The organism is Peribacillus sp. B2I2, assembly GCF_041261685.1.
Taxonomy (GTDB): Bacteria; Bacillota; Bacilli; order Bacillales; family DSM-1321; genus Peribacillus.
In genome coordinates this window covers 2,165,792-2,188,154 of sequence record NZ_JBGCCB010000001.1, presented here as the reverse complement: position 1 = coordinate 2,188,154, position 22,363 = coordinate 2,165,792, and the positions used below count along the sequence as shown (strand labels likewise).

The 22,363-nt window shown below is 37.4% G+C and carries 17 protein-coding genes; 1 reads left to right on the top strand and 16 read right to left on the bottom strand.

Annotated elements, in window-relative coordinates; genetic code table 11:
- Positions 1-154 precede the first annotated feature (154 nt).
- The 9 genes from ABIE66_RS11000 to ABIE66_RS10960 all read right to left on the bottom strand — a co-directional run bounded on the left by ABIE66_RS11000 (position 155) and on the right by ABIE66_RS10960 (position 10,986).
- The gene (locus ABIE66_RS11000) at positions 155-1,012 is read right to left on the bottom strand and encodes an HpcH/HpaI aldolase/citrate lyase family protein (protein ID WP_370014694.1); all 858 of its coding nucleotides are present in this window, start codon (positions 1,010-1,012) and stop codon (positions 155-157) included.
- A gap of 617 nt (positions 1,013-1,629) precedes the next feature.
- Entirely contained in the window at positions 1,630-2,559 is a 930-nt protein-coding gene (locus ABIE66_RS10995; protein ID WP_289324711.1) for an NAD(P)-dependent oxidoreductase, read from the bottom strand.
- 9 nt (positions 2,560-2,568) lie between these two features.
- Positions 2,569-3,153: an amino acid synthesis family protein gene (locus tag ABIE66_RS10990; RefSeq protein ID WP_370014693.1), complete on the bottom strand. Its 585-nt coding sequence runs from the start codon at positions 3,151-3,153 to the stop codon at positions 2,569-2,571.
- A gap of 15 nt (positions 3,154-3,168) precedes the next feature.
- Complete coding sequence (locus tag ABIE66_RS10985; protein WP_289324709.1) at positions 3,169-3,807, bottom strand: GntR family transcriptional regulator; 639 nt, start codon at positions 3,805-3,807, stop codon at positions 3,169-3,171.
- A gap of 331 nt (positions 3,808-4,138) precedes the next feature.
- Complete coding sequence (locus ABIE66_RS10980) at positions 4,139-5,560, bottom strand: amidase (RefSeq protein WP_370014692.1); 1,422 nt, start codon at positions 5,558-5,560, stop codon at positions 4,139-4,141.
- Positions 5,544-6,878 carry an MFS transporter gene (locus tag ABIE66_RS10975; RefSeq protein ID WP_289324707.1) on the bottom strand — a complete coding sequence of 445 codons (1,335 nt, stop codon included), beginning with the start codon at positions 6,876-6,878 and terminating at the stop codon, positions 5,544-5,546. The genes ABIE66_RS10980 and ABIE66_RS10975 overlap by 17 nt, the downstream gene beginning before the upstream one ends.
- Positions 6,879-6,999: 121 nt before the next feature.
- A complete protein-coding gene (locus ABIE66_RS10970) occupies positions 7,000-7,617 on the bottom strand; it encodes a hydantoinase B/oxoprolinase family protein (protein ID WP_370017020.1) in 618 nt (205 codons plus the stop codon).
- Positions 7,614-8,777, bottom strand: a complete 1,164-nt coding sequence (locus ABIE66_RS10965) for a hydantoinase B/oxoprolinase family protein (protein WP_370014691.1) — start codon at positions 8,775-8,777, stop codon at positions 7,614-7,616. The genes ABIE66_RS10970 and ABIE66_RS10965 overlap by 4 nt, the downstream gene beginning before the upstream one ends.
- Before the next feature lie 82 nt (positions 8,778-8,859).
- Positions 8,860-10,986 (bottom strand): hydantoinase/oxoprolinase family protein, encoded by a 2,127-nt coding sequence (locus ABIE66_RS10960; RefSeq protein WP_370014690.1) that lies wholly within the window; start codon positions 10,984-10,986, stop codon positions 8,860-8,862.
- A 378-nt stretch (positions 10,987-11,364) separates the two neighbouring features.
- On the opposite strand from ABIE66_RS10960, the gene ABIE66_RS10955 reads away from it, so the two are divergent.
- Positions 11,365-13,095, top strand: a complete 1,731-nt coding sequence (locus ABIE66_RS10955) for a sigma-54 interaction domain-containing protein (RefSeq protein WP_370014689.1) — start codon at positions 11,365-11,367, stop codon at positions 13,093-13,095.
- Between the two features lie 714 nt (positions 13,096-13,809).
- Here the strand turns inward: ABIE66_RS10955 and ABIE66_RS10950 are convergent.
- From ABIE66_RS10950 to ABIE66_RS10920, 7 genes are all read right to left on the bottom strand, one after another.
- A complete protein-coding gene (locus tag ABIE66_RS10950; protein WP_289324703.1) occupies positions 13,810-15,174 on the bottom strand; it encodes an MFS transporter in 1,365 nt (454 codons plus the stop codon).
- 56 nt (positions 15,175-15,230) lie between these two features.
- Positions 15,231-15,881 (bottom strand): isochorismatase family protein, encoded by a 651-nt coding sequence (locus tag ABIE66_RS10945; RefSeq protein WP_289324702.1) that lies wholly within the window; start codon positions 15,879-15,881, stop codon positions 15,231-15,233.
- Positions 15,882-15,983: 102 nt separating this feature from the next.
- Positions 15,984-16,673, bottom strand: a complete 690-nt coding sequence (locus tag ABIE66_RS10940) for a GntR family transcriptional regulator (protein WP_370014688.1) — start codon at positions 16,671-16,673, stop codon at positions 15,984-15,986.
- A 676-nt stretch (positions 16,674-17,349) separates the two neighbouring features.
- Positions 17,350-18,639 carry an SLC13 family permease gene (locus tag ABIE66_RS10935; protein WP_289324700.1) on the bottom strand — a complete coding sequence of 430 codons (1,290 nt, stop codon included), beginning with the start codon at positions 18,637-18,639 and terminating at the stop codon, positions 17,350-17,352.
- An 808-nt stretch (positions 18,640-19,447) separates the two neighbouring features.
- Positions 19,448-20,554, bottom strand: coding sequence for a tartrate dehydrogenase (locus ABIE66_RS10930; protein ID WP_370014687.1), 1,107 nt, complete (start codon positions 20,552-20,554; stop codon positions 19,448-19,450).
- 115 nt (positions 20,555-20,669) lie between these two features.
- On the bottom strand, positions 20,670-21,425 hold the full coding sequence (locus ABIE66_RS10925) for a maleate cis-trans isomerase family protein (RefSeq protein WP_289324698.1): 756 nt from the start codon (positions 21,423-21,425) through the stop codon (positions 20,670-20,672).
- 37 nt (positions 21,426-21,462) lie between these two features.
- Positions 21,463-22,356 (bottom strand): hydroxymethylglutaryl-CoA lyase, encoded by an 894-nt coding sequence (locus ABIE66_RS10920; protein WP_260357384.1) that lies wholly within the window; start codon positions 22,354-22,356, stop codon positions 21,463-21,465.
- Between the last annotated feature and the right edge of the window lie 7 nt (positions 22,357-22,363).

Genomic DNA, 22,363 nt, shown 5'->3' with positions numbered 1-22,363 from the left:
CAATGATAATGCAAACTAATTTATTAATATTTTGTTTATTTGATATTCACTTATATTTCTTCTAATGAAATGAATGCGCTTTCAAAATTCATTCAAAATAAGCATTTTTTAAACTTTTCTATCAACTCCTTTCTATAAAAGAACATTGATATTTTTATAAGCTGGCATATTGCAAAATTGTCTTTGCTTTTTTATAAACAGGATAGTCCACAAATTTTGTTCCAATTGAAATGGATGCACTCCCTTTTTGTTCAGCCAGTTCAAAAGCATTCACAATATACATTGCCTCTTCAACCTCTTTCTGGCTTGGTGTAAGAACATGATGAATGGGCTCCAATTGTTTTGGATGAATAGCTAATTTTGACCTAAATCCTAGCTTCCTTGATCTCAATGTCTCACTATTCAATCCTTGATCATTCCCAAGGTCTGGATAAGCTGAGTCCACCGGACTCCCAACACCTGCCGCCTTTGAAGCATTTACGATCTGTGACCTAGCATACAGTAGTTCATCTCCATGATCTGTTAACTGACAATCTATATCGAGGGAATAATCAAGAGAACCAAAGACTAGGCGTGAAATAAGGTAATGTGAAGTTGCAATATTATAAGCAAATTGTACCCCTCTTGCCGTTTCAATTAGAGGCAGAACCTCGAAATGTTTGCTTTTTTTATTTTTCTTATCGAAGTGTTCAAGTGCTGCATTGCAAATTATCTTTATGTTACCAGCACTTTCCGCCTTTGGTACGATTATTCCTTTTGAACCAGCATCTACAGCGGCCTCTAAATCTTCTCTCCATAGCGGGGTGGTAATCTCATTGATCCTTATATAAACATCCTTTTGAGAACGGCTGTTTTGCAGAGCAACTACTGCCATTTCCCTTGCTGTCTTCTTTTCATTAATGGCTACTGCATCTTCTAAATCAAGAATGACACAATCAGCTTCACTGCTAAGAGCTTTCTCAATCATTCTTGAATTGGCAGGAACGAACAAATAGGACCGTTTTATATTCAACTATAAGCCTCCTTTTAGGATATTGGATCCAAAAAAAACAAAAAAAGAAATGACCTGCTATCCACTTCTTGAGAGGATCAGGCTAACTATCAATATTTTTATGTAGATTAGATCCAATTTTTTCTTTCTAATTTATAATATACAAGAATTTTATCCATAAATAAACAAAAATTTCAAAATATTATAATTATTTTTAAAAACTTTATCTATTCTTAAAGAAAGTGAAAACACTCTTTTGATAAACCGTTTCAATGCCCACATTAGCAGGTTTTTGAAAAGTTGGTATAAGTGAATAAACGTTCTTGAAAACATTTTAAAAAGATAAACCTGACAAATTTTTTGTTGTAAATTAAAGTCATATATAAAATTGTTCATGGATTAAAAAAAAATAGGATAGAAATTGATATGAGGAATGGTGGGTTCGATTCATAAGGTAATAAACTTAACGTAGACATAGTACAGAAAATCCCCTCCGATCTAACTGTGAAATTGAGAAACGAGAAAAACCAATTCTATCTGCTGAATAATGAAGAACGGAGGGTTCCAGTATATATATAATTTGCCAAAATCCAATAGTAATAAACTAATTTAAACGGATATTCCCTTACATTCTGTGCTTAGGTATGATTATTATGCTGCAACTCATCAACCTCTTGTAAACTGAAATTTGAAATTCTCTCCAAAAATTTAATAACCTCCGTATGATCCTGATTTTTTTCTCCTGTTCTACTTGCTGCTTCATAAATTTGTTCAACTATCGCAGCTAACAAAACTGGTATTTTAGTATCCTTTGCAATTGAAGATACCATTTTTACATCTTTTAGAAGTAAATCAAGTGAGAAACCCGAATCAAAACTACGCGGTAATATAAACGCTGGGTATTTATAATGTGTCGAAAAACTTTGACCAGAGCTTTTATTTATGGTATCTAAAGCAATTTCTAAATCAATTCCTAGCTTTTTAGCTAATATCATTGCTTCACTTGTGGCATATAGGGAAGTTGCTGAAAGAAAGTTATTGATAGCTTTCAGAGCATGACCTGATCCTGTATCTCCCACCAGATTGATTACTTTTCCCACGGCTTTTAAATAGGGGAGCACTTTCAAAAAATCTTCTTGATTTGCTCCGACCATAATTGTCAGAGTCCCCTCTTTAGCACCTTTTATACCACCGGAAACTGGTGCGTCTACCAACGTTAATCTTAATGCAGATGCTCTCTTTGCCAGTTGTTTTGTAGAAAAAACATAAGAACTGCTCATATCCACAATCATTCCACCTTGCTTCATAGAATGGAATAAACCATGTTCACCATCCAATACTGATTCTACTGAATGTGAATCTGGCAGCATAGTGAAAATGATGTCATTTCTTGTACCTATCTCGTGAACGGAAGACGCAATAATCGCCCCTTTTTCTTTTAATTGATTCATCGAATCTAAATTTTTATCATAAATAGAAAGTTTGTATCCACTATTCAATAAATTCTCTGACATCAATCGACCCATTTTCCCGATCCCGATAAAGCCAATATTAACCATTGCATTCATTCCTTCCAATTAATCCTGGTCTTCACCTTGTGCCGCTAATTCTGAATGCAGGGATCCAATTCTTGGGTGTGCTCTGCCGCTAGAAGTAACGGCTACAGCAACAAGAATTTCATCTGCTCTAGGTGCATCAGGAATTCTAAATTCAAAACTCATATGATGAGAGCGGACCTTTGGATCCATTTTGTGTTTGATCGCTAAATCGATAGACGCACCTGCAGTACCCCTTTTTTCAGCTGAAGGCAACAATGTCTTCGCATCGCCACAGATTTTTCGGAATTCGTTGCCAAATATCATCGTGTGGATAATTGCGGAACCATGTTCAATTTCTCCATCAATCCCAACGAGTGCGGCCTTTCCATAAGCCTCACATTCTTCGCCTGTTATCCCCAGTGCCTCAAGTGCCTTTGTAGGTAATAGTTGCCCTAAATTAGCAGAATAAGTATCGATTAAAGGCTGAAGATCCTCTACATATTTACCTGCATATGGATTTCTAATAACTGCCGCCACAACAGCAACCCTTACAGGTATCTCAACTTTCTTATAACCCTCAATAAATGTTTCCTCTAACACTGTATACAATTTTCTGATCTCCATCATGAATACTCCTCTCTATTCTGGAAATAGTATGTCTAACGATTGGAGTGAACGAATTTCTTGCTCATGTATAGCAAGCTTCCCTTCACTTACATCTTTGCCTGCCAGAGCTTTAACTTGTTTTTTATGCTCGTCTAACGATGAACTTAGATTACTTCCTTGAGCCATCGATAACATCCTGAAAGGCTTAGCTGACCGCCTAAGTGAAGAATACGTTTCACTCAATACTGTGTTTCCAGCAATGGAAAATATAAAGTTATGAAATTGTTCGTTTAAATCATAGTATTCCTCAATGTTATGATCCTTTACAGCCTGAATCTGTTTATCAACTACTTCTTCTAGGTTTTTTATATCTTCTTGACTAACCCTAGCAATCGCCTTTTCCATTGAAATTTCTTCAAGGCGGTAAATAACATCATATAGCTCATGAATATCGTTTCTAGTAAACCGTCTAACTACGACACCATGATGCGGGATACGTTGAACTAGCCGGTCACGCTCTAACATTAATAAAGCTTCTCGAACAGGAGCTCGACTAGTTTGAAATTCATCAGCTATAGCAGTCTCAATGAGATGTTCACCCGGATTTAAAATACGCTTTCCAATTCTTGCAGTAATTTCTTCTGCTATCTTTAAGGCTATTGTTTTTTTCACGTTTGCTAACCCTGACACCCCCTAAAAGAAAATTGTATTACGATATTGTCGACAATGTTTCCTCTTTTAAATATATAATATTTAATCAATTCACACAAGTGTGAATTTTTAGTTATAAATACATTCTAAGTTGAATATTGATTGAAACGATTTGCTCATCAGTCAATAACTATAAAAAATATGTTGAATATCTAACTTTTACTAATTAAAAAGGCGTCATCCGATTTCGGACGACACCTCATTTTATCTTTAGCTAAGGGCTCTAAACTACCAGTAATAGAGTTGTAAACTGTTTCAATGGGAACATCTAAGTAATGACTCACGAATTATCCTATATATTCATTTTTACTGTTGGGAGGGAGACTTCTTGCTCAAATGAATGAGCGAAACGATACAGATTAGCTTCATCCAACTGTTTTCCGATTAACTGAAGGCCAATTGGTATGCCTGACGATGAAAAGCCGCAAGGAATTTGTAAACTTGGAAAACCGTTTAAATTTGTTGGACCGTTAAGACGATTGATTGCGGAGCGGACATGTTCCGGATGGCCGTCAATCGTTACTTCTCGTTGTTCGATATCGGGAGGCAAAACGGATACTGTCGGAAATAATATGACATCTACCTTTTCAAGCACCTGGTTAAATTCATGAATAGCCACCTGTTTCATCTGTAAGGCTTTAACATACTCCAATGCTTTTGGTATTGAGCCGCTTAATAATCGTTCTTTTACTTCCGTGTCATACAACTCCGGGGAGTTGTCAAGCGGTGATTCATGAATGGTATATGCCTCACATTTAACTATCATTTGATGTGCCAAAGATATTTTCTGTATCTGAGGTATATTCACTGGACGAACTTCTGCACCGAGGCTTTTAAAAACTTCAATCGCTTGGAAGACCTGATTCTTTACTTCTGATTCGACTCTCTCAAAAAAGAAGGATGAAGGAATGCCGATTACACTTCCTTTTATTCCTTTATTTAATAGCCTAGTGAAGTCTTCCTTTGTTGTTTTGATAGAATAATAATCTTGGCTATCATACTCTGACAACACGTTTAAGAGAATCGCGTTGTCTTTTACACATCTTGTCATTGGCCCTATATGATCCAGCGTCCAGCTAGTCGGATATAACCCGTATTTGCTAACCCGTCCAAAAGTTGGTTTCATCCCAACAATCCCGCATATTGAAGAGGGGATTCTTACCGATCCGCCTGTATCAGTACCCAAAGCTCCGTAACATAATGCTGACGCAACAGCTGCAGCAGATCCACTGCTAGAACCACCCGTCATTTTTGACAAATCATATGGATTTCTTACAGGACCAAAATAGGAACGGTCGCCAGTAGGACCATAGGCAAATTCATGTGTATTTTGTTTTCCGATGATTATGGCACCAGCCCGCTTTAATTTTTCAACAACTGTGGCATTGTAATCCGGTAAAAAATTCTTAAACAATTCCGAACCCATCGTTGTTTTAATGTTTTTAGTATATATCATATCCTTCACACCTATTGGAATGCCGTGAAGGGGTCCTCTCCAATTCCCCATAGTGATTTCTTTCTCGGCTTGCTTCGCATCCTTTATCGCTTGATCTTCTAATACAGTAATATAGGCATTTATTTTTGGATTAACTTGAGAAATTCGTTCGATGATGTGCCCCGTTACTTCAACTGGCGAGATTTGTTTGTTGTAGATTGCATTGGACAATTTGAATAAGTCCCATTGGAGTATCTCATCTTTATAAGTTGCTTCCACTAGCGATATCCCCTTTCTGCTTGTTATTAATAACTGAGTTCCCTGGCTTTACGAACATCATAGCGACCATTCCGATAAGTGTTGCAACAACAGCTGCGGTAAACATCGAAGGATAACCATATTTGATAACCAAAAAACCTGTTAATGTAGGAGCAATAATGGTAGCTAGATTACAAATGAAGTGTGAGATTCCCCCAAATGTACCAGCGAGGTTTGGTTCAGTATCAAGAATGACAGACCAATAAACCGAATTAGGTAAAAAATTGAAAGCATTACCAATGCTCATCCAAAACATTACACCGACGATGCTGTCGGCCGTTGGTATTAACAGGAAGCAAACAGCAGTTAGGAATAGCGAAACGACCGCCAAACCAGAACGGGCAATTCGTAAATTTCCTGTTTTTCTTCTCAAGTAATCTGAAAGCTTTCCTCCTAAGATTACGGTAAAACAGGCACCGACCCAAGGGATCATCCCTAAATACCAGAGTGAAGAAAGTTCAAAGTCATAAACATCCTGAAGATATTTAGGAGTCCATGTTAAAAGAAGGAAGGTAATGTATTGTAAAGCAAAATAGCCAAACGCATTAAAGACTAAGGTTGGATTTTTGAAAAAGTGGTACCATTTTTTTGTGCTAGAAGAACCCCCCTCTACCAATTTTTCATTAGGAAGAAGGTCTGCTTTTGAGCGGATAAGAGCCAATTCTTCTTTGGAAACCCTTGGATTATCTTCCGGTAGGTTTGTAAAAACTTTTGACCAGGTTATAACCCAAAGAAGTCCTATTGCACCCAGAATGATAAACATCATCCTCCAATTTGTGATGGATAATAAACCAACAGCTATTGGTGCTGTCAACAATGCACCCAAAGGGCTTCCCAATAGCCCCAAAGATGCTGAAAAACCTCGCTCTTTCGTTGCTGCCCAATTGGCATTTGTTCGATTAATCGTAGAAAATGTCGGTCCCTCTGCCAAACCGAATAATATACGAAATACAGCGAACCCTGCTAAAGCCGAACCCCCAAAAAGCATCATACCAATTTCGCCTGCAAAGGCAGTGGCCAATTCAAAAATCGACCATGCTGTTCCTGCAACTATCCATACAAACTTGGGTCCTTTGAGATCAGCTAACAAACCGCCGAAAAAAGAACCAAACAGATAGCCATAACCAAAAAAACCAAGTACCGCTCCCCATGAAATGGCATCAAAACCAAATTCTTTAATCATTTCCTGCTGAGCATAAGAAAGGGCCCCGCGGTCAACATAATTAATCACGGTCATAAAAACAATCATCCCCATGATAAAGTAGCGGTAATTTTTCATATTCTACCCCCTTTTAAAACATTTTTTAGTTATGCTGTCACCCCAAGAAGTTAGTTTGGTTGTTCCTAGAACGGTAGTAGGGGGATAATCCCCCTCCAACTCGACTTATCACATTACATCTTTAACTATTTAATACTTCCAAACCTTTCCTTAATTGCTTCGTTGCTTCTTCATCAATTGTAAAATCATTACGAATAACGACTTTATAAACTTCTTTTACTGTTTCTTTAGAAATAAAATCATCAAGAATATCATCTAAAACCATTTGAGGATCCCGTTCATTTGGATTTCCATAACCACCTGCACAAGGAGTCCGAATTTCTAGTAAATCACCTTTTCGAATTTTATAGTTTGTTAGTTTAGCATGAAGATTTTGTTCACCATCAGTATTAGGATTCAATGTCATGGAACCGGTTAATCCGTCCTGGCCACCAAAGACACCACGCGGAGGGTCTGTATGTCTATCGCCTTCCCCTGTAAACAAGCTATCAGTTAAAAACTCCCACGTTCTAACAATACCAATTCCACCACGCCATTTTCCTGCTGAAGCACCTTCTTCTCGGAGCTCATATCTGTTACATCTCATTGGGAGCCGCATTTCCAATTCTTCAATAGGATTGTTTCTAGTATTTGCTACGAGATTATCGACACTATCTAATCCATCCTTTCCATGGCGTCCTCCATAGGAACCTTCATTTACTTCGATATATACCCAATAATCGCCTGAATCTTCTTTTATACCAGCATATGAGTTAAAGTGAACATGTGCTGAGTTACCCGCGCAGTAGTCTTATCAGGTAGGACCCCAGAAAGGGCTAAGTTGATTTGATCTGCCAATCGCTGCACCTGATTAATGCGGGCTGTACAGGCTGCAGGAGATTTAGGGTTCCATATACTTCCAATTGGAGCTTCCACTTTGATTGGTTTGAAGATCCCGCTATTTTGTGGAATAAAAACTTCTGAAATAGCTTCATCCAGCAAGATTGCTCGTACAATTGTATAAGTCGCAGGTAATGTCGAACCTGAGAAAGGGACATTATAAGCGGTTTCGACTTGATCTGAACTTCCTGATAAGTCGACGGTTAAATCACTTCCATTAACTTTTATGCTAGTTTCAATTCGTAAGCGATCACCATAATTTCTGCCATCATCATCAAGCCAACCTGTAGGGGCTTTGTACATACCATCTGGAATCTTTGCAATTTCTTTTCTAATCATTTCTTCAGAATAATTCATCCACCGTTTTTGAGCTGCCAACACGGTTTGTAAACCATATCGTTCAATCAGCTCGAGGTAGCGCCGTTTACCTAGCCTAGCCGATGCGATCATTGCCTCAACGTCACCTTTATTTTCCTTTGGTGTACGTACATTTTCAAAAATATGACGCCAGATTTCCTCGTTTTTTTCTCCTTTATTATATAATTTAATAGCGTTATAATGCTTTCCTTCGGCATAAACATCGACGACATCCACCATCAAACCTGGGGACATACCACCAGTATCAAGAACATGTCCTGTATTAGCTGCAAATGCAACAAGCTTACCCTCATAATAAATTGGAATTATTATTGCTAGATCTGGAGTATGTGAAGCCCCATAATAAGGGTTATTATGCAAAATTATATCTCCATCGTTAATATTATCCCCTAAAAAGTGACGTACCCCATCAATATATCCTGGCAGAGAACCAATATGCATAGGAGTGGAATCACTCTCACATATCTCATTACCATCTATATCAAACAATCCAGCACCGAGATCTTCAGACTCACGAATAATACTGGAATAAGCCATCCGGTAGAGTACTAGTGCCATTTCTTTGGCGATTGAATTAAATGATCCAGCAATAACCCCAAGTGTAACGGGATCAATATTTTCATATGCATTTTTATCAGTCATGTAAATCTCCTTTCTTTTTTTAAAGTGTTGTATTAGGTAAAAAAAATTTCCAGTGTTGAAATGTAGACATTGAAATCTACTTTTATTTGGTTACCGTTGCTAATACATCTTTAGAATCTTTTGTAGAAAGTTTTGCTTTCATATCAATCACTATGTTTCCGTAATTATCAAAGGTAGCGGTACAGTTTGGAGGTAAAAGAGTAGTGCTATCCTTCTGTTGAATTACAACAGGTCCTACAAGTTTTGTTCCTACCGGTACATCCTCACGATTAATAAATTTTGTATCCTGCTTTTGAAGCTGATCTTTTATCCAGAAATAAACTGGATAAGAAGGGTAATTGTTTACAGTGAAATTTTCCTTTCCTTGATCTACGAATAATTGTTCTTTATTTGACTGAACAAGACCGGTACCAATAACACGAACATTAATTGCGACGACTTCTTGTTCTGGAAATTGACTAGCATACTCCCGTTCATGTACTTGGTGAAAGCGTTCAATGACTTCTTTTACCCACACTTCATTGATTTCGCCTTCTGGTGCATCAACACGAAGCTCGTAACCTTGACCAGTATAGCGGCAATCACATACTCGGCGTAGGAAAATTTGTTCATTTGAGAGTCCGTCCTCTTTTAGCGTTAATAATGATTCATTTTCAAGTTTTTCAATCACATCACGAATAGCTGGCACATCAGGATTTGTTAAGCTTCCCCATAGTGTATGAACTTTTTCATAAGCTATATCTGTGGATAGAAGTCCCATTGCAGCTGTAATTCCCGGATACGGTGGAACAACAACATACGGAATATTTAATTCCTCAGCAATATCACAAGCGAATAAAGGACCTGCACCGCCAGCTGCAACCAATGTAAAGTCGCGAGGATCATAGCCCTTCCGTACACTATTCATTTCTATGGCGTTTACCATGTTATGCGTCATGATTTTTAGCGCACCCGCTGCAGCTTCTAAAGGGGTCATATTTAACTTGGAAGCTATATGCCCATCAAATGCCTTTTCAGAAAGCTCTGGTCTAATTTGCATTGAACCTGCTAAACGACTTTGCGGATGAATACGCCCCAATAGAACATTTGCATCTGTAGAAGTTGGAACTGTTCCACCACGGTTATAACAAGCTGGACCAGGATCAGCACCTGCACTTTGAGGTCCTACGCGAAAAATTCCCCCTTCATCGACAAAAGCAATCGAACCTCCACCTGCACCAATCGTATCAATGTCCACCATTGGAACCATTGCATTATATTGACCAATACGAGTATCTAATAAATGACGCATTCTCATTTTCCCGTTTGGTGCAACACCAATGTCAGCTGATGTTCCACCAATATCAAGGGTAATAATATCTTCAAATTTTGCGTTCTTAGCTGCTTTAATTCCTCCGATTAGCCCACCAACAGGTCCGGATAAAAGTAAGCTAATTGGCTTTTCGGCCGCCACCTGAGCAGTAGCAATACCACCATTAGATTGCATTAAGTTTACACTCGTTTTTATACCCATCTTTTTTAATACATCTTCTAAACGTTTAATATATCGACTAGTTTTAGGTCCGATAAAGGCATTCAGAGCAACTGTACTAAAGCGCTCATACTCACGATATTGGGGTAAGATTTCGTTACTAATAGATAGATAGGCTTCCGGAAACTCTTCTTGAATAATTTCCTTTACGCGGTTTTCATGATTTGGGTTTTTAAATGAATATAAAAAGCAAACGGCGATAGCATCAACTTTTGCTTCTTTCAGTTTTCGTACTTGTTGACGAGTTGCTTCTTCATCTAATGGAGTCAATACTTCACCAGTTGCTGAAACCCTTTCAGGCACAACTAAACGATTACGACGCTTAATGAGTGGAAATTTTTGCCAGGGTAAATCTTGATATAAAGAAAAGTTGTATGGGCGTTTATGACGTGCTATGTGCAAGATATCTCTAAACCCTTCAGTCGTGATCATTCCAACATTTGCACCGTTATGTTCTAATACAATATTGGTTGCAACTGTAGTACCATGGAAAAATTGATCAATCTTAGACGGTTCAATACCTGCCATTACACATATTTCAGTGACACCATTAATAATAGCTACCGACGGATCTGAGGGTGTTGAAGGTACCTTATGAATCCAAGATTGATCGGTCTCCTCATGAATTAAAATCAAATCAGTAAATGTTCCTCCAACATCGACACCTAAGCGTATCATTGTATTCCTCCTTCACTAATTTGTTTAAACTTTAATATTCCCCATCAGAAACTTAAAAGGTTCGTGTCCCCACTTCTAATAAGTCGTTTTTCATCCAAATTATTAACACCAACCTTTTCATTTCTCCTAAATCCTTCTTATCAAATGAAATCCCCCTCCCTTACAGGCGATTAATTTAAATAAAGCAATTAAAGTGCCAATATTGTAACTTTTAATTTTTTTTGTATAAAAATCCCTAGAATTATTGATTTGAAAGGGATTTTTTTATTTTTTTCTTTTGGATTTACAAATCTAATAATCTGAAAATTGATCTTTTTATCATTTGAGTTATTATAATAATCATAATGTTTAGTTAATTTAGAATATAGGGGGGATTTTATGACGTCTGTAACATCTTTTTTATCAGATAAAATTTTAACTGAAGTAATCAATTCGTCTGGTATTTCCTATCAGGTTTATAATCAAAATCAAAAACTAATTTATGAGATCCTTAATTATGAAGTTTATGATTTGTTTGAGTACCAAAAGGAAGAGTTTCTCCAATATATAAGTTATGCATTTGAATCAAAGGATTTGTGGCAAGGAACAATTGTTAGTAAAAAAAATACTGATATGCAAGTAACTATACGAATGATCCCGATTTTTGAAAAACAAATTTTTGAAGGTATCTTAGTTATCTATTTCAAACCAGTTATTAAAAACATTGAAGAATATCAAGAAATGGCAACAGATTTAAAAGTTTTGTTTGATTCTTCCTATGATGCTATTTTTGTTTCAGATGCCAATGGAAAAACGTTAAGGGTAAGTTCTGCTTGTGAGCGATATTGGGGAATTAGCAAAAAAGAGTTTTTAGAACAAAATGTTTATGAATTAGAAAAACAGAAAATTTTTACTCCTTCAATCACGAAAATGGTACTTCAAGAAAAGCGTAAGATATCAACTATCCAAAAAACTTCAACTGGTAAAACCCTGCTCGTAGTCGGTACGCCTGTAAAAGATAAAGATGGAAATATTATTAGAGTAGTGAATGCTTCAAGAGATATAACAGAAATCAATAAGTTACAGGATGAATTACTTGAAGTTCGTTCAATTGTTGAACGCTATCAAAGGGAGCTTGAAAAAGTAAAAAGAGACTATTCAAGTCCTAAAAAGCTTCTTTTTTCAAGTGAAACAATGGACAAAATCTCAGAACAGACAAAAAGGATTGCAAGATATAACAGTTCAGTTCTAATAACAGGAGAGTCGGGTGTTGGAAAAGAAATCATTGCTTCTATGATACATGAATATAGTAACCGTGCTGCTCAACCCTTTATCAAAATAAACTGTGGTGCAATTCCTGAGAGTTTATTAGAGTCTGAATTATTCGGTTATGAAAAGGGTACATTCACAGGAGCAGTTAAAGAGGGTAAAGATGGCTTATTTCTTGCCGCTAACAATGGAACAATACTTTTAGATGAAATTACAGAAATGCCACTTTCTCTTCAAGTGAAGCTGCTACGTGTATTACAAGAATCAGAAATACGCCCAATTGGCAGTGTGAAAACTAATAAGATCAACGTACGTATAATAGCTTCCACAAATCGAAAAATAGAGACTTTAATCAGGGAAGGTAAATTTAGGGAAGATTTATTCTATCGATTAAATGTTATTCCAATTGAAATACCGCCTCTTCGTGAAAGAAAAGAAGACATTCCTCTTTTAGTAGATTACTTCACCCAAGAATTTTGCATGGAATATAAGGTTGAGAAAACTCTTTCTAAGGATGCAATCCACGAAATACTTAAACAACCCTGGAAAGGTAATATCCGTGAACTAAAAAACTTTGTTGAGAGATTATTAATCATTTCAAAGAATGATGAAATAAATAAAAAGGATATTAAATATTTACTATCAAATCATTCACAAGAAACACTACCTATTAATATTTACTTTGAAGATAAGTTGGACTTGTTTAAAACTTTAGAGTCAGTTGAAGCTCTAATTATAAAACGCGCCTCGATGAAATATAGAACAACAACAGAAATTGCTGAAGCCTTAAGTGTAAATCAATCAACCATTAGTAAAAAGTTGAAAAAATATAATATTAACCATAGAAATATAAAACAATAGGGTTATTGGCGGACAGCTCCATTACTTTCAATAAGGTTGCCACATAGTAAAATTCAATACTATAAATATTGTATATACAAGTAAAACCACCTCTCAAAACTGATTGTTAGAGGTGGTTACTGGTTTAATCTTTGATTTTAGAACTTTTTCTTTATTTGAAAAATGAGGGTATACCTTTGTGAATGAGTTACACATGGTGGACCTGCGATATAGTCATACTTTTAAAATTAGGATCTTATCATGGTTCTTTAAAGCGTATTGTATGTTCTCCACACTCACTTCAGCAAATTTTGATAATTCATGTTTAATATTATTTGCTCTATCTGGAAAATATTATAATATACCAGTGTTTTATCTTCGAAATGAGTTTAAGTTATAAAATTATTAGCATGGCCCAACTCCTTCTTCAATCCCCAGGTAATTAACATTTTCTATCCCACCTGGCCCTGCAAGCTCAAATTTCCACTTATTAACATTATTACTATATGTTCATCATTACAAACGATGTATGACATTATTTTCCGACGATTATAAGGAGCTGATACAGTGCCATCAATCTTTGTATCAGCTCCTAAAAATTTCATGTCTTGAATATTGCGAGGTGTCATACCTTTCTATACAAAATGCAAAATGAGCAATCAGATAAAAACCCTTAAAGAATTCCAGTTCACTATTCAATGCCTATAGTATAATGGACATACAAGGTGCACCTATTTAAGATGCATGTGTACTTTCCTCGACATTATCCAGGGATATGCCTGTTGTCCGTGGTGCAAGTATGGCAATGTCCAGTATAAGAATTAACATCGCTGCTGCAATTATCATAAACACTGTCGTTGCTCCACTTGCATGTAACACTGGCAGTAAGATAAATGGTAGTAATCCACTCGTTAAACGGCTCAAACTGTATGCGCTTCCGGATGCTGTCGCTCGAATCGATGTTGGAAAAATCTCAGCTTGGAAAACATTAAAGGTACTGGTAAAGATATTGCTGACTACTGTAAATAGAAATCCTGCAAACACAATGAGGAATGGGGTTTCAGCCATGCCGAACGTCATGCCAAACACTCCCATACCGAAGGCGGTCAGGACAATTAACCATTTGCGGTCAATGCGTTCAATCAATGGCACAGCAAGCAAAGAGCCTAAAGGATATCCAAGGAAAGACAGGGCTGTGTACTCTAGAGATGAAGTAACTGTATATCCCTTGGAGCTTAAAATGATCGGTGCGAGTGTCCCAAAACCATAATATCCAACTGTTTGGAATATTTGGAATATATACATCATTAAAGTTCGCCTGATATATTGCTTTTGAAAGATAGCAGAAAAGGGTGCATGTTGTGCGACTTTAGCTTTAGCTGGACTGGTTATCTGTTTTAATGGAGTCTCACTAACACAGTTATCATTTCCTTCAAATTGTTTCATGATCTCCTCTGCTTTATCTTTCCGTCCATCTAACTCTAACCATCTAGGTGATTCTGGCAATTTTTTAATACGTAAAAATACGATTATAGCTCCAATGGATCCAATTATGAACATCCATCGCCATCCATCAATTCCAAGGGGGGTTAGAGGAACGAGAAGTCTTGCTAAAAAACCTTCAATTGGAATCGCTAGAAACGCGATCGTATAGGCCCAAGCAATAAATTTTCCGCGTTTAGAAGCCGGAAGAATTTCACTCAGATATGTTGCACACAGTGGTGGTTGTGCCCCAAGACCTACCCCTGCTAAGAATCTAAACAGAATAATAAAGGTTACGTCTGGGCTCAGCGCTATTAAAAAGGTAAACACAGAATAGATAGACAAATTGATGACAAACGCCTTTTTCCGACCGTATTTATCAGCAACCCGACTTAGGAAGATTGCTCCAAAAAACATTCCAAAGAAACTAGAGCCCAACATAAGAGGCATCAAACCCTTATCTATTTGAAATTCATTTTGGAGAACTGAGGCCAAAACACCAGTTAAAAACACTTCGAAAAATTCAAAGAATAGGGCTGTACCAATCAATATTGTTGCTGTTTTATGGATCTTTTTAACAGGAAGTCGATCTAGGCGCTGTGAAATGGTTGCTTCCATTCTATTTTCCCCCTTTGAAAAAAATTAAGTTGTTATTATTTAGTGTTATGGCCACTTTATGAAATAGGGGCATATTTAGATGTCACAGTTTCAATGACTTGATCCGTTTTTATGACATCAGCATATTTTTGTTGTAAATCAAACAGACTTTGTTCATGCGAGGCCAATGAGCGATCCCCTACTGCATCTTCAACTACAATCGGTCTGTAACCATATTGCAGCGCATCCACAGCTGTGGCACGAATGCATCCACATGTAGTACACCCAACGATTATAACTGTATCAATATCGTTTGTATTAAGGCGTGAAATTAGGTCTGTCCCAAAGAAGGCTGAGGCATATTTTTTAACAATTAAGCTATCTCCTGCCCGAAAGTCTAGTCGGCTATCAACCTTTACAGCTTCCGTGCTAGTTCTTAATGTGTGTAACCCTTCCATCTTTTGATGCCATAATCCAGCATCCGCCAGTGTATCATCATCGTAAGAAATGGTAGTAAAGAATACTGGAAGATTAAGTGTATGCATAGTATGTAAAAGCTTATTAACTTGAGAAATCTGTGGGGTTAAATCAGAACCCATAGGCATTGTAGGATCAGTAAATCCTGTAATGATATCCACGACTACCAATCCTGGTTTCTTACCGAATCCTAATAATTTTCCAAATCCTCTTTCTTTAAATAAAGTATCATCTGCTTCATTTTTAGCCATGATATTTTTCCCTTCGTAAACCTCCAAGATCTTGTAAAACCTATCTTGAAAATCATTATATTTTTAATAATCTTTAAAACTTTTCCGAAATTCACCAAACTATCATTTGTTACAAATATTTACATTGTCCAACGTTTTATTTTTAAATAAATCATTGAAAGCACTTAAATCATTATTAATATGCTTACTCATCTCTTCTTCGGCTTTAATTGGATCTTGTTCTATAATTGCCTTGAAGATTTGTTCATGTTCACCAATATAGCTCTTACGATTTGAAGTCAAATAATAGTCCCGAAGAATATTATTACGCATATATAAGCTCTTGGTCCTAATCGTTTCCAACAACCCCATAAGTGGATTATTACGGGAAGCTCTAATGATCAGTTCGTGAAATTGTGTATTTAATTCAACTAATTTAGATGGATGTTCTTCTGCTAAAGCTTTTTTTGACTTCATTAAGACTTCATTAATTTGTTTCTCAAGAGACTCTGTCATATTTTCAACTGCTAATTTAGCAGCAAGGGATTCTAATCTTTCTCGGCATTCGTATAGATCAATAACATCTTGAAGTGTTGGTTTATAAACGCTGATAACGCTTTCATTCTGAATTAAAAGGCCATCCTTTATTAGCATCCGAATTGATTCTCGGATGGTTCCTCGGCTTACTCCAAGTTTTTCTGCTAATTTTGTTTCTACCAAACGTTCCCCAGGTTGATATTCCTCTTCTAAAAGCATAGTGAGAAGGATCTGATAGGCTTGCTCATGAAGTGGCCCAGGACGTATAATCTGCATGGCTGTATCCCCTTTCCTTAGTACTGAATTTTTAAAATATTATGTCTATTATAATATACAGACTTATATGTTTACTGTCAACCGTTTACACTATTATAGTTTTTATTAACCTATTTAATAGAACTGTTATTATACTTTTTTTAAATCCACTAAAAAAGGATTGATTTAATGACTCCACCCTCTATTAATTTTTATCCTTCTGGATTCTGTTGACTCCGTTAAAACTTCCCTGATAGCAAGTGTCCTCCATTCCCAACCTCATTCTTAAGGTTTAATTGCTAGGATCTTACATACAGTAGAAACTCCTGCCGATAGAACCGGCAGTCCTAAACGATCTTGCACAGCTTGAATCGCTGTGAGGGAAGGCATCTGTACAGAAGCGGATAATACTGAACATAATAAATAATTAGATTGTTACCATACAACAGCATCTGCTCCTTCAAGCGGACAAAGTCCATTAGGTTAATAAATTATTTAATTCTAGGCATGTACTCCAGCCTAGCGACCAAAAGGAAAAGCACCCCAACTTTTTCTAGTCGAAGTGCTGTTAATATAAACATCCATATTGTCCATTATCTGGATCAAAAACAATTTCCATTGCTTCTTTTGATGTGTTAAAGCGAGACTCCAAATTCCATCAGCGGCAGAGTCAATTTTATATTAATAATCTTATCTATTACCAAGGTGTTCCGATAACAACGAAAATCAACCAAGCTAGTCCTGGTCCAATTGCAATGAAGAGACCAGCAATCATTAATAGCTTTTTGAAGAATAGACTCTCATTTACCCCTTGTACGTTTGCCATAATTAGTGCCCCGTTTGTAGAGAAAGGACTGATGTCCACAACACTGGCTGCTACAGCTAGTGCAGAAACTACACCGATTGACGACATAGTAGGATCCTGTAAGATAGGAGCCGAAAGTGGAATGACAGCCGCTAGGAAACCTGTTGTAGAAGCAAACGCTGAGATAATCCCACCAACATATGAAGCCATAAGAGATGCAAGTACAGGATTACCTACGCTTGCGATTTGTTCAGTCATGTAGTCCATCGTTCCAACCTTTTCCATTACCCCTACATATGTCATGATACCTGTTACCATGATCATTACAGCCCATGGCATTTGCTTTATAATTTGGGTTTGTTTTGAAGGGGCCATAAATCCAAGAACCAGACCAATCATCAATGCGCCAAAGCCCATGTTCATTTCGAATGCAAGAGCCATAGTGATAAGAAGACCGATACCGAAAAGTGTCGCAACTTGATACCATAAAGTAGCATGGTCTTCTTTTTCGTTAGGAATACTTCCGGCATTCCCTTCAGTTGTAGCTGCTATTTCCAATTGAGCACTTGTAGTGTGCTTAAGTAAACGAAGTCCTCCGAAAGCTATAAATATAACGATTGAAATTAATACATAAAAAATAAAACTGTTGATGAAAAGCATTATAGGTGAATGTGGGATTTTTTCCGAATGCATGATACCGTTTACAACCAAGCCGAAGATATTCAGTGGCGAGAAGGAACCGGCATACATTCCAGTAGAAATCAAAGTACCCATCAGGATCGGATTAATCTTATGTTGGTGAGCTAATCTTAAAGCGATTGGGAATAAAATAGGGCCAACTGCAACGGTTGATGCTCCAACTGCCGATAACAACGCTGCAAGTGAAAATAATACCCAAGGCAGGAGGCCAACGTTACCCTTAACCAATTTGAGCCCCCCGGAAATAATTAAGTCAAGAGTACCGTTGTTTAGTGCAATTGCAAACAAGTAGGTGACCCCTGTGAGAAGAATAAACATGTCAATAGGAAAAGCGGCATAGATATCCTCTACAGCTAAACCACTGACATACGTACCGACGACAAAAGCAGCAACCATTCCTAAAATACCCATGTTAACAGAAATAACGGAACCGATAATGAACATGGCTAAAAGCACAAAAATTGTAATAAGTTCTAGACTCATTTTATTCGCCTCCTAATTAAATGTGTGCTAACGTTTTTGGGTGACAAATCTGGTACCGGAAAAGCCCCGTTACATTCAATGAAATACTATGAAAACTGCCTATAGATCTTTACACTCAAATAAATTGTAAATTTTTTGCCAACCTGAACCAACTATCAATTATGTAATCTTAATCAATAATCTACATGACCAGCCTCTGCACAGTATTCACAAAATTCATTTATCCGCCGTTATATGTAAAACGCTTACATTTGGTTCGCAAAAAAATAATCCTATCGTCACCCGAACAACTTATTCGTTCATAACTAAGGACTCAGACTACTCTTTTACTTAATTATAGAAATAGGTATAATGAATATTTGAAATCTAAGTGCCAATAATTTTCAGTCCCTTGAGATTTTACATCTTGTATTCTTCACTAAATCTCGATTCTATTTTTCTTAAAGTTTATTGAAAGCTTCACATGTAGCGGTCGAGACTCAAAAGAATTATAATTCCCCTAATCACTTTTTAAAATTTTAAAATATTCTGTTTAATAAAAAATCTCAACCATTTACCGTTAACAGTCTACATTAAAAACCTACAAAATTTTTAGTAGGACACTGCTTACAACTATGCAAGCTCCAATTTCTTTTTTCCATTGCTGTAAACAGAGTCACTTCTAAGACTTGAAATCGCTTATAACACTAACTCAAAGCTTTCTTTGAAGTGATTTAGTTTCTTACATGACTTTATTGTATAAACACCTGATAACTGAAGAATAATCCCAGTTCTGCAACCATTAGTTCAGAATTCACTTCTATAAAAATTATAGGGTAGGTTGAACAGTCGATATATCACTAGTGTGGATATCTTGGATTTCATCTATAACTCTAGCTCCAACTTGAGTGGTGCTAGAAGTCCCACCCATATCTGGTGTCAATACCTCTGCTTCAATCATCACTCTTTCCATGGCACTTAAAACTCTTTTACCCCAGTCCTCGTGACCGAAAAAATCTAACATTTGACTAGCGGACCATATCGAAGCCAATGGGTTAGCTATTCCTTTTCCTGCGATATCAGGAGCGGATCCATGAATTGGCTCGAACATGGATGGATATTCTCGTTCTGGATTGATATTTGCACCTGCTGCAAGTCCTAGTCCCCCTGCAATGGCGGCTCCTAAATCGGTAACGATGTCTCCAAATAAATTGGAAGTAACAACCACTTCAAAGCGCCATGGTTGCTTCACGAAGAACATTGCAGCAGCATCCACTAAATATGAATAAGTTTTCACATCAGGATACTCTTTGGCTACTTCGTCAAAGACTTCATCCCAAAAAACCATGGAATAATTCAATGCATTTCCTTTACTAATGCTCGTCAAAGATCTTCCCTGTTTTCTTGCTTCTTCAAAGGCATAGCGAATAATCCGTTCAGTACCTATGCGAGAAAATACCCCAGTCTGCAAGACCACTTCATGAGGCTGCCCTTTAAATAACCAATCACCGACCCCTGCATACTCGCCTTCACTATTTTCGCGGATGACTAACATATCAATTTGCTCACGACTTACATCCTTTAACGGACATGGCGCTCCTTCTAGAAGTGTAATCGGACGGATATTTACATACTGATTAAAGCCTTTGCGTATCTTAAGCAAAAGATCCCATAAGGAAATATGATCCGGAACACCCGGATACCCTACTGCTCCTAGATAAATGGAATCAAACGCCTTTAGCTGTTCTAATCCATCAACATCCATCATTTTTCCATGCTTCAGGTAATATTCACAGCCCCATGGAAAATAGGTGAATTGAAACTCAAACGATCCGTCCAGCTCTGCCGTTTTGTTTAATACGTTGATTCCCTCGGTCAATACTTCCGAACCGATTCCATCTCCAGCAATAACGGCAATTTTGTATTGTTTTCTCATCGTTTTTTGTTCTCCTATCCTATTAAATATTCGGCTGGCGCCGTCCTATAGAAAAAGGACGGCAAATTCTGAGTCATTCTTTATTCTTTTCGCCAGTTGATTAGCTTCGCTTTTCTTAATACTTCCCTGATAGCAATGCTCCAGTATTCGGAACTTCAGTTTTCAAGCCCAATTGCTTAAGAATCTTATAAACCGTAGCAACTCCAGCAGATAGAACCGGTACCCCTATACGATCCTGCACCGCTTGAATCGCTGGAAGAGAAGGCATCTGAACGCAAGCCGATAATACCACAGCGTCTGCACCTTCAATATTCAAACGATCTGCATGCTCAATCAAGTTCATAGGATTCAAACGGCCAACTTCGAGATTGTCTGCCACTTCTAGACTGATAGAATCGATTACCTCAATACCAGCTGCGTTTAAATATTCAATAACTGTTTTAGTCAGAGGCTTCATATACGGTGTAATGATAGAAACCTTTTTCGCACCCATAGTGTTTAAGCCTTCAATTAATGCACCAGCACTACTGACCATTGGAGCTGCCCCACCATTTTCTTCAGTTGCCTTTCCAAGGCGTTCTTCAGAGATTTCGTGGTATCCAGGACCTTGACACATGATGGCAACCAAACAAGCATATGCTAAAACATCACAACGAGCATCAGAAAGCTCAACTGCACAACGTACGCTATCCACGTCCATTTTTTTCAATTCTTCTGGATTAACATGCATCATACGCATACGTGATGAATGGAATGTGAACGTCTCTTCCGGTTCTACCTGAATTCTAGAATGAAGCATGGCCGGAATTTCTGTTTCCATTGTTGTGTTTGAACTTGGTACGATTAGACCTACTCGATAATTTTTACTCATAATTGTTTCCTCCTAATGAAATGATATTTTTGTTGGATCATGCTTTGACTTTATGGTAATGACCTTTTAATTCACGAATGGTTAACGATTCTACTAATTCTACACAAGAAAGAAGGGAAGGAAGATCAATTCCTGTTTCAATCCCCATTTCATGCAGCATGCATACTACATCTTCAGTAGCGACGTTTCCTGCCGCACCTGGGGCAAACGGGCATCCTCCAAGGCCTCCAACGGAAGTGTCAAAACGTGTAACCCCTGCTAGAAGGGCTGCTATAATATTTGCCTGCGCAAAGCCATATGTATCATGGAAATGTGCGCTTATCATCGCTTTCGGCTGCACCTTTGAGATTTGCTCGAATAAATTATGAACTTGTGCCGGATTTGCACGGCCGATTGTATCACAAACAACAATTTCATCAACACCTAAACTGTCAACTCGACGAACGATTTCCAATACCACATCTGGATGTACCTTTCCTTCAAAAGGGCACCAGAACGAAGTTGCGATATTAAACCGAATGAAAATACCATTTGCTTTTGCCTTCTCAATCACACTAACAAATTTCGTGATGGATTCTTCACTGGTCATTTTGACATTTTTCAGATTAAAGCTGTCACTTGCTCCTACTACGAGAGAAAGGGCCTTTACCCCATTCTCAATCGCTCGGTCATAGCCTTTTTCATTCGGAATCAAGGCCATATACTGCACATCAAGTTCGCGTTCCATACCTTCCAGCACTTCTTTAGCGTCCTTCATTTGGGGTACATACACCGGATGTACAAAAGATGTAGCCTCCATTCTTTTAATGCCGGTTTTGTTTAACGCATTAATCAAATCAATCTTTTTTCCTGTTGGGATAAAGTTTGCTTCATTTTGAAGGCCGTCCCTTGGTCCAACTTCAATTATCTCTACCGTTTTTGGTAAATTCATGGTTAAC

Bases quoted from the DNA above. Each gene is read 5' to 3' on its own strand.
- ABIE66_RS10920 (WP_260357384.1), bottom strand. From the start codon at position 22,356: ATGAATTTACCAAAAACGGTAGAGATAATTGAAGTTGGACCAAGGGAC.
- ABIE66_RS10955 (WP_370014689.1), top strand. From the start codon at position 11,365: ATGACGTCTGTAACATCTTTTTTATCAGATAAAATTTTAACTGAAGTA.
- ABIE66_RS10990 (WP_370014693.1), bottom strand. From the start codon at position 3,153: ATGGAGATCAGAAAATTGTATACAGTGTTAGAGGAAACATTTATTGAG.
- ABIE66_RS10945 (WP_289324702.1), bottom strand. From the start codon at position 15,881: ATGGCTAAAAATGAAGCAGATGATACTTTATTTAAAGAAAGAGGATTT.
- ABIE66_RS10965 (WP_370014691.1), bottom strand. From the start codon at position 8,777: ATGACTGATAAAAATGCATATGAAAATATTGATCCCGTTACACTTGGG.
- ABIE66_RS10940 (WP_370014688.1), bottom strand. From the start codon at position 16,673: ATGCAGATTATACGTCCTGGGCCACTTCATGAGCAAGCCTATCAGATC.
- ABIE66_RS10975 (WP_289324707.1), bottom strand. From the start codon at position 6,878: ATGAAAAATTACCGCTACTTTATCATGGGGATGATTGTTTTTATGACC.
- ABIE66_RS10995 (WP_289324711.1), bottom strand. From the start codon at position 2,559: ATGAATGCAATGGTTAATATTGGCTTTATCGGGATCGGGAAAATGGGT.
- ABIE66_RS10935 (WP_289324700.1), bottom strand. From the start codon at position 18,639: ATGAGTCTAGAACTTATTACAATTTTTGTGCTTTTAGCCATGTTCATT.
- ABIE66_RS10950 (WP_289324703.1), bottom strand. From the start codon at position 15,174: ATGGAAGCAACCATTTCACAGCGCCTAGATCGACTTCCTGTTAAAAAG.
- ABIE66_RS10925 (WP_289324698.1), bottom strand. From the start codon at position 21,425: ATGAGTAAAAATTATCGAGTAGGTCTAATCGTACCAAGTTCAAACACA.
- ABIE66_RS10960 (WP_370014690.1), bottom strand. From the start codon at position 10,986: ATGATACGCTTAGGTGTCGATGTTGGAGGAACATTTACTGATTTGATT.
- ABIE66_RS10930 (WP_370014687.1), bottom strand. From the start codon at position 20,554: ATGAGAAAACAATACAAAATTGCCGTTATTGCTGGAGATGGAATCGGT.